Origin of the sequence: Paraburkholderia sediminicola (assembly GCF_046026855.1) — a bacterium.
Lineage (GTDB): Bacteria > Pseudomonadota > Gammaproteobacteria > Burkholderiales > Burkholderiaceae > Paraburkholderia > Paraburkholderia sediminicola_A.
Window position 1 is genome coordinate 176,791 of record NZ_JAQQET010000010.1, and the last position, 12,795, is coordinate 189,585.

General features: G+C 61.4%; 8 protein-coding genes and 3 pseudogenes. 1 reads left to right on the plus strand and 10 read right to left on the minus strand.

The features are described 5' to 3' along the window. Positions 1–93: 93 nt before the first annotated feature. Positions 94–1,059 (minus strand): ornithine cyclodeaminase family protein, encoded by a 966-nt coding sequence (locus PQR40_RS13650; protein WP_408229461.1) that lies wholly within the window; start codon positions 1,057–1,059, stop codon positions 94–96. Between the two features lie 152 nt (positions 1,060–1,211). Here PQR40_RS13650 and PQR40_RS13655 point away from each other — a divergent pair. Continuing rightward, positions 1,212–1,624, plus strand: a pseudogene (locus tag PQR40_RS13655) (DDE-type integrase/transposase/recombinase); the annotation flags it as partial. A gap of 90 nt (positions 1,625–1,714) precedes the next feature. On the opposite strand, the pseudogene PQR40_RS13660 reads toward PQR40_RS13655, so the two are convergent. The 9 genes and pseudogenes from PQR40_RS13660 to PQR40_RS13700 form a co-directional block, all read right to left on the minus strand. Further along, a pseudogene (locus PQR40_RS13660) lies at positions 1,715–2,254 on the minus strand (sigma 54-interacting transcriptional regulator); the annotation flags it as partial. Further along, positions 2,236–2,463: pseudogene (locus PQR40_RS13665) on the minus strand (GTP-binding protein); the annotation flags it as partial. The pseudogenes PQR40_RS13665 and PQR40_RS13660, both read right to left, overlap by 19 nt. Before the next feature lie 421 nt (positions 2,464–2,884). Beyond that, positions 2,885–3,808 (minus strand): class I SAM-dependent methyltransferase, encoded by a 924-nt coding sequence (locus tag PQR40_RS13670; RefSeq protein WP_408229464.1) that lies wholly within the window; start codon positions 3,806–3,808, stop codon positions 2,885–2,887. Between the two features lie 470 nt (positions 3,809–4,278). Beyond that, positions 4,279–5,199, minus strand: a complete 921-nt coding sequence (locus PQR40_RS13675) for a hypothetical protein (protein ID WP_408509181.1) — start codon at positions 5,197–5,199, stop codon at positions 4,279–4,281. Positions 5,200–5,712: 513 nt separating this feature from the next. Continuing rightward, a complete protein-coding gene (locus PQR40_RS13680; RefSeq protein WP_408509182.1) occupies positions 5,713–5,874 on the minus strand; it encodes a hypothetical protein in 162 nt (53 codons plus the stop codon). Between the two features lie 262 nt (positions 5,875–6,136). Continuing rightward, a complete protein-coding gene (locus PQR40_RS13685) occupies positions 6,137–9,250 on the minus strand; it encodes an efflux RND transporter permease subunit (protein WP_408509183.1) in 3,114 nt (1,037 codons plus the stop codon). Then, positions 9,247–10,458 (minus strand): efflux RND transporter periplasmic adaptor subunit, encoded by a 1,212-nt coding sequence (locus PQR40_RS13690; protein WP_408509184.1) that lies wholly within the window; start codon positions 10,456–10,458, stop codon positions 9,247–9,249. Before PQR40_RS13690 ends, PQR40_RS13685 begins: the two co-directional genes overlap by 4 nt. Further along, positions 10,455–11,936, minus strand: coding sequence for an efflux transporter outer membrane subunit (locus PQR40_RS13695; protein ID WP_408509185.1), 1,482 nt, complete (start codon positions 11,934–11,936; stop codon positions 10,455–10,457). The genes PQR40_RS13690 and PQR40_RS13695 overlap by 4 nt, the downstream gene beginning before the upstream one ends. A 125-nt stretch (positions 11,937–12,061) precedes the next feature. Then, a complete protein-coding gene (locus PQR40_RS13700) occupies positions 12,062–12,763 on the minus strand; it encodes a winged helix-turn-helix domain-containing protein (RefSeq protein WP_408509186.1) in 702 nt (233 codons plus the stop codon). Between the last annotated feature and the right edge of the window lie 32 nt (positions 12,764–12,795).

Genomic DNA, 12,795 nt, shown 5'->3' on the forward strand with positions numbered 1-12,795 from the left:
TTGTGGTGCGCGCGCACAACGCTGTCGGTGGCAAACGAAAAAGATGCACCATCAATGGGCTAAAACACGCCGATCAGGGGGCTCACCTGACGATCAAAAGTCGCATGCAACCCCCAGACCTTCGCTTAGCGCGCGTCGACAGGCGAGCGCCGCGACAGCCAGGTCCTGTAGCGCGGTGCCGGTTCCGTCGAAGATCGTAATGTCGTCGGTTGCGCCACGCTGCTGGGCGCCACTCACCAAACCGCCGAGCGTGAAGCGCAACTTTTCCGCCGCGAGCAAACCACGGGCGTATGCATGCTGGCATTCGCCAATCGAGACCGCCTGCTGGATCTCGTCGACGACAATGCTGGCTGCCGCCACCAGTTCTACCTCGAGTTCCTGCTTGCCGATTGTGTCGGCTCCCATTGCGTTGATGTGGACGCCCGGGCGAATCCACTCGCGGCGGATAAGCGGCATATGCGACGGCGTTACCGTAATCAACACGTCGGCGTGGCGCGCGACCGCCTCAAGGGACAGCGCATCGAATCGCAGACCGTCCGCCTCGACCTCGTCTCGCAACGTGCGCAGGTTGTCCGGATTCGGGTCCCACGCCAGCACACGCGTGATCGGACGCACTGCGCACGTCGCGCGATATTGATGAATCGACTGTGCGCCGGTGCCGACGATACCGAGAATCGACGCGTCCGGGGACGCGAGACCCCGCGTCGCAAGTGCGCTGGCCGCTCCAGTGCGAATGCCGGTGAGATAGTTCGCGCCTACAAGGGCGACCGCGCGACCGGTGTCTGCATCAAACAGAAGTACTGAAGACTGGTGATTACCCAGTCCCCTTTTTACATTGCCCGGCCAGTAACCGCCGGCCTTGAGACCGAGCACCGGCAGCGACGCATCAAAGCCGGCTTTCACGCCGAATACGGCGTCGGCATGGCCAGTTTGTTCGCGCACGACTGGATACGATCGGGCATTGCCAGTGTGGCTTGCGGCAAAAGCATCGCCGACGGCGGCGATCGCGTCTTCCACGGACACGAGTTGGGACGCCAGTTGCTCCGGAATGATCAACATGAAAGCCTCGCAGAATTAAAACCCCTGAACATAGCGGTAATAAATCCGGCAGACCAATGCCGATCCGGTATGGACTCATGCAAAGACGATTGCGTGTCGCGTCGAAATACGACACGTTCGGATTGCGAGCGTTCACGTAGGCCGCGCGCGGTTGGGTGAAGCGTCATACGCCGGAGTTCGTCAAACGCTGGGACCGTCTCGGCACGCCCACGGGACGATCGTGGCGTGTCGACGAGACGTACCTGAAGATTCGCGGCATCTGGGCCAGCTCCCGGAAACGATCACGCTCGACGGCTATGCAGCCTCGCACCGTGCCGTGCGCGAGATGAAGACCGACGGCTTGCTGCCGGAGGATACGAAGGTCCGAACCTCGAAGTATTTGAACAATCTCATCGAACAGGATCATCGCAACGTCAAGTCCAGAACGAACGTCATGCTCGGCTTCAAATGCTTCAGGAATGCCACGATCACTCTGGCAAGCATTGAGTTGATGCATCGCATTCGCAAAGGTCAATTCAACCTCATGAAGCTAAGCCTCAAAGATACCACTGCGCCCGCTGCGTAGAATGCCGGGGAGGCGCCACATAAGCGAATCCAAGATGCCGGGCCAGGAATAAGCGCGTAGCACCGCCATGATTTCGGCGCTTAGTCGTCACTCGGGAACCGCGTGGCGTTGAGCGAGTCGCTGGTTGAAAACCGCGACGGGGAGATCGATGTCGATGTCCCGTTCGCGCAGCGGCGGAATGCGTATGCGCGTAACGCTGATGCGGTAATAAAGATCGCGTCGGAAGTGGCCCGCGTCGACCTCTTCGCGCAGATTGCGATTGGTCATCGCCAGCAAGCGCACGTCGACATGTCGCGGCTGAGTGTCCCCTAGCCGGTAAATAACGCCCTCCTCGAGTGCGCGCAGCAGGACCGGTTGAAGTTCGAGCGGCATCTCACCGATTTCGTCGAGACATAGCGTGCCTCCGTGAGCCAGTTCGAATCGGCCCGGCCGCCCCTCGGCAGTCGCCCCCGTAAAGGCACCACGCACGTGGCCGAACAACTCGCTGGCGATCAATTCTTCCGACGCAGGCCCGCAGTTGTACGCGACAAAAGGTCTGCCTCCCCCTTCTTCACCATGTATGGCGCGCGCGAACAATTCTTTGCCGACCCCGGTTTCGCCCTCGATCAGAACCGGCACACGCCTGCGAGCACGCGAATCAGGTCTCCCCGCACCTTGCAGCAGATACGGCCGTTATTCAGTTCGACGACTTCGTCTTCCGCGCCCACGACGAGATCGCCTCCGATACGGACGATCACGTCGGTGGGGCGTTCGATTTTCGGATCCGCGATCTCCTCGTAGCGCACGAACTCGTCGCGGGTCAATGATTCGTCGTACTGGTGCAGCACTTCGGCTTTCACGTTTCGTCTCCGTCAATCATGTTGTGTTTCGGGTTCGAGCGTGTGGTCGGCCACTGCAAGATCCGTCTGACCCGTTTCAAAATGGGACATCCCGCTTTTGCTGACGTGTGGCTGGTCATCTGCGACACACGGCCCACTTCGGCCCTTCGACGCCGCCCGAGTTGAACGACGAACCGCAATGTATAACAGCCGTTGGTACAGCCTCGGTGGCCGGCAAACGATCCGCCGAAGTGTCGTTCGCACGGTATGGCGCGCTACCTTCGCGGATGACCACCCAGCGCAAATCCTGCGCTGGCGATGCGCCCAACGCGACTACCGGGCACCGGGCGTTCAAACACTTCACAATGGTTCGGCAAAGGTCCTTGGGCTACCGGCACTCCCGAACGGGAACCGAGCCAAGTGATCGAAGCGGCTGTGCGCGTCAGCGAAGAGGCTTTAGTGCGGTAAGGTAAGCGGTGCGCTCGGCCATGACCATTCGGCGACCTTCAACTTGCGGGCGGAGGATCTGTTCGAAGAATAGTCGTTCGTCCACTGTGAACTGTGTCGCGAGAATGTCGCCGAGCCGCGGAGCCCAAGGGTGCGGCGAGCTGCCAAGCAACACGTCCCACGAGGTGACCGCAGCGCGGCGTACATCAATGTGAAACTCCATATGAATATCCGCGAACCCCGCATCTAAAGCGAAGCGGACCAGATCGCGTTCGCCGTAGTTGGCAATCGGACTCGCAGAAATTTTTTCCTCCGTATCTGGAAACTGAGCGGATTTCCAGCGATGCAGCAGGTGGAAGAAGTTGTCCCCGGCTTTCTCGGGCAGACCTTCGACGATTTTCCGCAGCGAGCTTGCCTCGATTGCATCGTCGCGCATAATCGGTTCGGCGATCGATAGCCGGCCACCAGGTCTGAGAATCCGATGAAATTCTCGCAGGGCGGCCATCTTGTCAGGGACATAGGCGAGAACGGCCCGAGTCGCGACCGCATCGACAGCGCCATCCTCAATGCCATCAAGTGATTCAGCGGAGCCTTGGATGAAGACGCACTGATCCTGGATGTTCCGCTGAACTGCGAGTGCTTCAGTGTGACGAAGCAGGGGCGCCGAAATATCCGTCAAAAGCACGCGCAGCGATGGGCCTATGCGGTCGATCGCGCTTAAACCGATCAGTCCATCGCCGGTACCGACGTCGGCGAGCGTCATGCCAGGGGCAAGCATCACGCCGTCCAGAACGCGGTCCACATGGTGTTTGAGTTCGACATGGAGGGCTCGTTCGTGCCCTGGATCATCACCGTGCCGAATATGTAACAGCCAATCGGACCACACATCGGATTGCGGCTGAGAGTCGGAACTATTCATGTCGAAGGACGAATGTCGATTGGATAACGAGGTGTGTCGAATGACCAAAGACTCGAACCTCATCCCGGACCAGCCGACCAGCAATTGAGCGGCATCGCCGTCGGCACATGAATGTAAGGGACGTTACCTTATGAGAACCTGAAGGATTTGCTATCAGAGCGGAAAACCGCGTAGGAATGTCTGGAGTCGGACTGTGGATAGACAAAGGGGGTCGCGCTATGAGAGGCTTCGCATCACGCCGACCCGACTGCGAGGCGATCCGCGCCAGGGGACAACCGAGCGTTCGGCCAACGGCGCCTCGATTCGATGCATTGCAAGCCGGACATCCCGATCGGATCGGATACGAGCTTTTCCAGACGCGCAAGCAGTTTGGCGAGTCACGCAGGCGTCGGGAAAGCACGCACCGGCCAACGCAACCGCCGCGGAATTGCTTACGGCGATCACGTCATCCGGCAATCAACGCGCGGCTGTTACTTCTGGTCGTCATCTGCCGGTACAAAGGCCATGCCGTGCGGACTGGCCAGATTGGTTACCAACGGAAGGAGTGCCCCGCTACGCAAATCAAGTCGGCCGACATAAGCCGGCACCGCCGGCGTGCTACTCGTAGCGGCCACGCCCGTTGATGCGGAGAACGCTGCGTCACGCTGCCAGACATTGGCGCTTATTTTGTACACCGTGTTCGCCTTTGTATCGGACACCAGCAGGTAGCCCCGTCGCGCAGTGGCGAATACCGTGTCGTCAACCTGCACGTTGCCGAGAAGCGGCAGATATTGCACTCGCGGTTCATCGCCCGACGAGCGCAACAGGACAAGCTGACCATCTCCCTGATCATCGAGCAGTACATCACCCGACGGCGTCAGCGTCATCGAATCCGGATCGGTCAGGGTGAGGTTCCCTACCGTGCCAAACGGAATATTGCTGGCGTCCAATGTGCCGCGCATTACCGGAGTAACGTCGATTGTGTAGGTGTTTGCATCAAGGTGCACAACGCGGACAATCGCGGGCCCCATATTCTTGCCGCTACTGTTAAGGGTGGGATTGGACGCGCTGAAGTAGGCCTGGCCGTCCTTGAACACGATGTCATCGTAACCGCCGCCGTGCAGCGTCTTGCCAAAGGAATACGGTTTGGATGCCTGGCCGGTCGCGGGATTAATGATGACGAGGTTTGGATTCGCATCCTCATTCTGCATCGCCCAGATCTCGCGAGTGTACGGATCGACCTTCAGGCCATCGTTGTGTCCCGCGACTTGATAAGTCTTCACGACACTGCCGTCTTGCGCGTATTCGACAATCACGCTCATCGCACCGTTCGAGCCATCGGGTGCGCCGTTGTTTGCATAGCCGACCCAAACGTGACCATCAAGCACGGCCAGGGAGTCCGGCGCGCTCATCAACCCGCCGGAACCCGCTGCGAACACAGTCATGCTAAAACCCGGAGTGACGATCGGCTTCGCCGAGGTTTGCGCGTCGGCGCTGCCGGCCGCGAAACAGAGGGCGGTGAACGCGAGCGCGGTGCGACTAAAAATGCGGCTTACTGCGTGAACAGATCGAATGCTCGGCATGTTTGTCTCCTGAAACATTTATGCGGGGTGGGAAGGCATTGGCACCGACTTTTGCGAGGTAGCCGGTAATGAAACGGAATAGATAAAAACATGCGCGCGTGACTCAACGGTGACGGCTCTCAATGCAGTGAGAAACCTTATGCCAACCTTAAGAAAAGGACGCTTCTACGGCAAACGGATTTATCTTGTCAACGCTCTCTTTTGGCCTTTTCTTAACTCTCCTTAAGAGATCCTTAAGAAGATGGAAATTTCTGAAAAATATACTGCTCAAGCCCTCCGAATCGAGGCCGATAGACAGAGCGCAGTACACACGTTTTTCTATCGGGAGATTGGGATGTCCATTCAGGCAATCGGGCAAAGCACCGCGCAAGCATCAGCTACATCCACCGCGTCGACCTCGAGTTCTGCGGCGAGCGCGCCGGCATCAGGCACGAGCGCTTCTTCGGCTACGGGGTCGAGCACCAGCACGTCCGCGTCGTCCGGGTCGTCGTATACGGTCAACATTAGCGGCGCCGCGCGTGCCTTGTTGGCCGAAGCAAGCGAGACGTCGCTTCAAACCGCGCAGGAAGCAGGCAAAGGCGATCAGCAGGCGCAACGCCTGCTCGCGAAGGAGGTCGCAGCCAAAGTGCATTAACGCACTCAGGACATTCAGCCTGAAGGCAGGGATCGCCACGCCGGATCGGTGGCGGTCCCACAGAGTTGGAATGCGTGCCGGGATGACGCGCTGAGCAGGGTGAGCGCGCAGGCAGTTGCACGCCGTCGGGGCTCAACCCACCGATTCACGCTCGAGCAGACTGCCTCTGGCGCGCCGTTTCGCTAGCCAATGCGATAAACGGTCGAACCACAGGTGCACCACCGGCGTCGTGAAGAGCGTCAGCATCTGCGAAAGAATCAGGCCGCCGACAATCGCAATACCGAGCGGGACTCGCAATTCCGCGCCCGCGCCATGACCCAGCGCGAGCGGCAGCGCGCCAAACAGCGCGGCGAGCGTCGTCATCATGATCGGCCGGAAGCGCAGTACGCATGCCTGACGGATCGCTTCGCGCGGCGATAAGCCTTGCTCGCGTTCAGCCACGAGCGCAAAGTCGATCATCATGATGGCGTTTTTCTTCACGATACCAATCAGCAGGATGATGCCGATCATCCCCATGATCGAGAGATCCTGGCCGCACAGCATCAACGCAAGCAATGCCCCCACCCCCGCCGAGGGCAGCGTCGAAATGATGGTGAGCGGATGAATTGCGCTTTCGTACAGGATGCCGAGAATCAGATACACCACGACGAGCGCCGCCGCGATCAGATACGGTTCGCTGGAAAGCGAAGCCTGGAACGCCTGCGCCGTGCCCTGGAACGACCCCGTCAAACTGTCGGGTTTGCCTGCCGCAGCTTCGGCCTGATGAATCGCCGTCACGGCATTGCCGAGCGATTGCCCCGGCGCCAGATTGAACGAGATCGTCACGGCCGGGAACAACCCCTGGTGATTCACCGAAATCGGCGACACGTTGTTTTCGATCTTCGCCAGCGTGTTGAGCGGCACCAGTTCATTCGTCAACGGCGAGCGCACGTAGAGGTGCGCGAGCGCGTCGGTGGTCAACTGGAAACCCGGATCGACTTCCTCGACAACGTGGTACTGATTCAGTTGCGTGAACAGCGTGGCGATCTGCCGTTGGCCGAACGCGTCGTAGAGCGTGTCGTCGATGGCTTGTGCGGTGATGCCGAAGCGCGAGGCCGTACTGCGGTCGATTACGAGTGTCGCGCTGGTAGCAGCCGCTTGCTGGTCGGAGGTGACGTCCGCGAGTTGCGGCAAAGTCGACAGCTTGTCGGTCAGCACGCCGGCCCAATGATTCAATTCGTTGATATCGGGGTCTTGCAGCGTGTACTGATACTGCGCGGCACTGATACGGCCACCTACCTGAATATCCTGGCGGACCTGCATCGCCAGTGAAATGCCCATCACCTTTGCTAACTGCGGCTTCAGACGATTGAGCACCTGCGCGGCGCTGTCCTTGCGCTGACCGAACGCCTTCAGGTTGATCATCACGCGGCCCTGGCTCACGGTGGGATTCGCGCCCATCCAGTAGTAGACATTATCGACGGCGGGATCGGCTTCGATGATATTGCCCAGTTGCTGCATTTTCAAAGACATCGCGCGCGGGGAAATATCCGGTGCAGCCTGCGCGACGCCCATGACCAAACCGGAGTCTTCCTGCGGGAAGAAGCCCTTCGGGATCACGACGAACAGCGCGATCGTCGCGACGATCGTTGCAATCGTCACGCCAAGCATCAGTTTCGGCCAATTCAACACCCAATCGAGACCACGTTCATAACGCCGCTCCACCGCAACGAAGCCTCGTTCGAGCCACGCTTCGAGTTTGCGCATGCGCCCTGCTTCGTCCGGCTCAGGCAAGCGGATCAGCCAGCCGCATAGCATCGGCGTGACGGTCAGCGAGACCAGCGCCGACATCAGGATCGCCGCGCTCACCGTCACCGCGAATTCGCGAAACAGGCGTCCGACAATGCCACCCATCAGCAGGATCGGGATGAACACCGCGATCAGCGAGATCGTCATCGAAATAATGGTGAAGCGCACTTCTATCGCGCCGAGCAGCGCGGCTTTCATGCGCGGCACGCCTTCCTCGACATGCCGCATCACGTTTTCGATCACGACGATCGCATCGTCCACCACGAAGCCCACCGCGATGGTCAGCCCCATCAGCGACAGATTGTCGAGGCTATAGCCGAGCAGATACATCACACCGAATGTAGCGACCAGCGACAAAGGAATCGTCAGGCTCGGAATGATCGTCGCCCACACGTTGCGCAGAAACGAGAAGATAACCATCACGACAAGCGCGACCGTCAGCATCAGCGTGAACTGCACGTCGTGCACCGATGCATTGATGGTCTGCGTGCGATCGCCCACCACATGCAGATGCGCGGCCGCGGGCAGCGTTGCTTGCAGCGCAGGCAGCTTCGCCTTGATGTTGGCGATCGTCTGTACGACGTTGTAGCCAGGCTGCTTGTGGATATCGAGGATGATCGCGCGTTCGTGCTGAAGCCATGCGGCCTGCTGGTTGTCTTCGGCGGCGTTCAGAACGGTGCCGAGATCGGATACGCGAACCGGCGCGCCGTTCTTGTACGCGACCACCAGATCGCGATACGCCGAGGCGGTCGTGATCTGATCGGTCGCATTGAAAATCACGGAGCGATCCGGGCCGTTCAGGCTGCCCTTCGGGGCGTTCACCGTCTGCAAGCCGACGATCGAGCGCACGTCTTCCAGCGTGAGGCCGCGTGCGGTGAGCTTGTCGGGATCGAGCTGAATACGCACGGCGGGCCGCTGCTGGCCATGGAAATCGACGAGACCTACGCCTGGCATCTGCGAGATCTGCTGCGCCAGATAGTCTTCGGCGTAACTGTCGAGTTGCGTAAGCGTGAGCGATGGCGACGTCAGCGCGAGTGACAGCAAAGTGAAGTCGGCCGGGTTGACCTTTTCATAGGTCGGCGGATTCGGCAGATTCTTCGGCAGGGTACCGCCGGCCGCGTTGATCGCCGTTTGTACGTCCTGCGCCGCGCCGTTGATATCGCGCGACAGATCGAACTGCACGGCGATGTTGGTGGTGCCCAGCGAGCTCGACGACGTCATCTGCGTGATGCCCGCAATCAACGAGAGTTGCCGCTCAAGTGGCGTCGCTACCGACGTCGCCATGGTCTCCGCACTCGCACCTGGCAACTTCGCCACGACCTGAATGGTCGGGAAATCGACTTGTGGCAAGGGCGCGACCGGCAGCTGAAAATACGCCACTGCGCCCGCCAGCAGCACCGCAATGGCAAGAAAACTGGTCGCAATGCGCCGCTTGATGAACAGTTCCATCAGGCTCATGACGGATTGTCCTGGTTAGCCTGACTGTCCGCCGAGTTTGCGTTGGCCGGTGCCTGGGCTACTGTCGGCACCGTGGTGACCGCCACACGCACGCCTGGGTTCAAGCGGCTTTGTCCATCGAATACAACGATATCCGCGGGCGCAACGCCGCTGCGAATTTCCGTCATTCCATCAACCGTCACGCCGGTTTGCACCGGACGCATCTGCGCCGTGCCATTCGCGTTGATCACGTACAGCTGCGTGCCGTTCTGCGTGTTCACCACCGCGCGGCTCGGCACGGCGAGCCGCTGCGTATCGGTGCGCAACAGCACGCGCGCATTCACCAGCTCGCCCGGCCACAGCTTGCGGTCCTTGTTGGTGAACGAGGCCTTGAGTTTGATCTGCCCCGTGGTGGGATCGACCGTACTGTCGATGAACACGAGCGTGCCGTCGGCGAGCGCTGTGCTGCCGGCACGCGTGGTGACGTTCACCGCCAAAGGCGCGACCGCCTGATTTGCGAGCAAATCGGGCAGCACGTCTTGTGGCACGGAGAACAGCACGGTAATCGGCTCCATCTGCGTGACGGTGACGATGCCGGTCGTGTCGGTGGGATGCACGATCGCGCCGATGTCGGCCTCGCGCGCGCCCACACGCCCGGTGAACGGCGCGAAGAGCGTGGTGAAGCTCAGTTGCAGGCGCTCGCTCTGCACCAGTGCTGCGTCTGCCGCGACCGTGGCGGCGAGTGCTTCGACTTGCGCCTTCGCGGTGTCCACGGCCTGGGTGGTCGCCGCACCGATGCCGACCAGCTTCGAGTACCGCGCGAGATCGAGCCTTGCGTTATCGAGCGAGGCCTGGTCCTTGCGTTGCGCCGCTTCCGCTTGATGCAATTGCGCGGTGAGCGGGCCCTGGTCGAGTTGGGCGAGCAACTGCCCTGCCTTCACGTCCTGCCCTTCATTGAAGGCGACGCGCTGCAACTGGCCGTCCACACGCACTTTGACGTCCACGGTATTGAGCGCCAGCACCGTACCCACTGCGGCCACCCGAATCGGAAAGTCGCTGATTACCGGACGGCCGGCGTTGACCGGCACTGCAGCCGCAGGCTTCACGGCCGGATGCCTCGGCCATAACCATGCGACAAGAATCACGACAAGGACAACGAACGCCGCCACTAGCGGCGCGCGACGGCGCCCGCGGGGCGCCTCGTGGTTCGAAAGGTCTGCAGGTTTCATGAGGGAGACGGCGTAGAAGTGGAAGCGGTGCTGCTGTCGGTCACGCCGAAGCCGCCGCCGAACGCGCGAAACAGGCTCACCGAAGCCTGCAGGCGTGCGAGCCGCGCCTGCACCAGCGTGTCTTCGGCTTGAAAGAGCGTGCGTTGGGCGTCGAGTACGGTCAGAAAGTCGACGGTGCCGAGCCTGTATTGGGCTTGCGCGAGCGTGGCGGCTTTGCGCGCGGCGTCGGCAGCGGTCTGGTCCGCGGCTTCCGCGAGCTGTTGCTGTTGCGCCGCCGAGAGCGAATCCTCGACGTCCTGCAGCGCCGTTACCACGGCCTGCCGGTAATCGGCGACGCCCTTTGCTTCGGCGGCCTGGCTTGCGTGCAACTGACCATGCAGCGCGCCACCGTCGAACAGCGGCGCAGCCAGCGAAGTGGCGAGGCTCGCAAACGGACTCGACAGGAAATGCGAAAGCGACTTACTGCTGAGCCCGCCGTCGGCGGTCAGCACGATGTTCGGCAGGAAGGCCGCGCGCGCCGCGCCGACGCTCTCATTGGCCGACTGCAACTGCGCTTCTTTCGAGCGAATATCGGGGCGCGTTTCCAGCAGGCTGGCCGGCAGATCCGGACGCGGTTGCGGAATGGCGATGCCGGCGAGCGCCGCGTCGTTGACCGTGAACTGCTCGGGCGCGGTGCCCACCAGCACCGCGAGCGCATGGATGTTGGTGTCCAGTTGCTGTTGCAACGCCGGCACCGCCGCCTGGAAGGTGGCGAGCGCATTGCGCTGCTGCTGCACCTGCAGCTCGGTCGCGACGCCCGCCTCCTGTTGCGCGAGCAACAATTGCAGAATGTGCGCGGCATCATCGGAGATGGACCGTGCGATCGCCAGACGGCGGCGCAGGCTCTGCACCTGGAAATACGTGTCCGCCACCGATGCGGTCAGCGTCAACGCCACCGTATCGCGATCAAACTCAGACGCGCGCGCGAGCAGGTCCGCCGCGCTGGCGTTGGCGGCGTTGAAGCCCCAGAAGTCGACCTCGTAGCTGGCTTCGGCGAACAGGCTCTGGGTTTTGGTGGTCGAGCCGCGCCCCTGGTGACTGCGGTCGAAGGTAGCGCCGAGCGACAGCGACGGATACTGCGGCGCGCCGGCTTTCTCGGCGTTGCCGCGCGCCTGTTCGACGCTCGCGATTGCAGACGCCAGCGTGAAGTTGTTGCGCAGACTGCGATCGACCAGCGCATCGAGCGCGGGGTCGCGATATTCTCGCCACCAGCCGCTCCTGACAGGAACGGTATCGGCGAGCGATGCACTCGCCGCGCCGTCGAAGCGCTGTGCGAGCGGCGCACCTGGCCGCTGATAGGCCGGCACGAGCGAGCACCCGGCCAGAACCGCGACACCGAGTGCGCAGACTGCGGCATATACGGCAGCGCGCACCGCCCGATGAGGCGCATGAGGACTGACGACGTGCGAAAACGGCGCCGAACGGGGCAGCCCTGACATTGGAGAACGCTCCGGCAACATGGGAATGTCGCCAGATTAGTCAGCGGGTCCTGTCGGCGCTTTCGCCCAATAATTAAAAAAATTTAATGTGCCGCAACACGCCGTGGGAACGCGCCACCACGAGGCTATTCACGTCCACCCAAAGCTGCCTGTGGCGCCGGGTTCAGCACATAACCCGCACCCACCACGGTATGAATCAGCGCCACGGGAAAATCGCGATCCACCTTCGCCCGCAGCCGATGCACGTGCATATCGATGATATTGCCACGCGGTTCAAAGTCGTAATTCCACGCCGCCTCGAGCAGCATGCTGCGCGTCACCACCTGGCCTTCCCGACGCGCCAGGCATTCGAGCAACAGAAATTCGCGATGCTGCAGGCGCAGATCGCGGCCGCCGCGCGTCGCGGTTCGCGCCCGGGTGTCGAGCACCAGATCTGCGCATTCGAGCCGCTCGCTCATCCTCCGGCGATCCGCACGCCGCGCGAGCGCCTCGATTCTCGCCAGCACTTCGGCGAAGGCATAGGGCTTCATAAGGTAATCATCGCAACCCGCGCGGATGCCTTCAACGCGTTCGTTCAGCCCACCCACCGCGGACAGCATCAGCACCGGCGAGGTATCGCCACCCGCGCGCAATTGCTGCACGAGAGCGATGCCGTCGAGCGCCGGCAGGAGCCGATCGGTCACAATCACGTCGTAAATGCCCTCGCGCGCGTAGGCGAGCCCGGTTGCACCGTCCGCCACGGTGTCGACAATGAGACCGCTCTCGCTCAGGCCGCGCGCCAGGAACTGGCTGGCGCGCGTATCGTCTTCGACCAGCAGGATTCGCATGTGCTAAACCGGTTGATGAGGGCCAACATTAA

Excerpts from the sequence above, each read along its gene's own strand:
- PQR40_RS13675 (WP_408509181.1), bottom strand. The coding sequence starts at position 5,199 with ATGAGCGCGCCGGACTCCCTGGCCGTGCTTGATGGTCACGTTTGGGTC.
- PQR40_RS13670 (WP_408229464.1), bottom strand. The coding sequence starts at position 3,808 with ATGAATAGTTCCGACTCTCAGCCGCAATCCGATGTGTGGTCCGATTGG.
- PQR40_RS13690 (WP_408509184.1), bottom strand. The coding sequence starts at position 10,458 with ATGAAACCTGCAGACCTTTCGAACCACGAGGCGCCCCGCGGGCGCCGT.
- PQR40_RS13680 (WP_408509182.1), bottom strand. The coding sequence starts at position 5,874 with ATGTTGACCGTATACGACGACCCGGACGACGCGGACGTGCTGGTGCTC.
- PQR40_RS13685 (WP_408509183.1), bottom strand. The coding sequence starts at position 9,250 with ATGAGCCTGATGGAACTGTTCATCAAGCGGCGCATTGCGACCAGTTTT.
- PQR40_RS13695 (WP_408509185.1), bottom strand. The coding sequence starts at position 11,936 with ATGTCAGGGCTGCCCCGTTCGGCGCCGTTTTCGCACGTCGTCAGTCCT.
- PQR40_RS13650 (WP_408229461.1), bottom strand. The coding sequence starts at position 1,059 with ATGTTGATCATTCCGGAGCAACTGGCGTCCCAACTCGTGTCCGTGGAA.
- PQR40_RS13700 (WP_408509186.1), bottom strand. The coding sequence starts at position 12,763 with ATGCGAATCCTGCTGGTCGAAGACGATACGCGCGCCAGCCAGTTCCTG.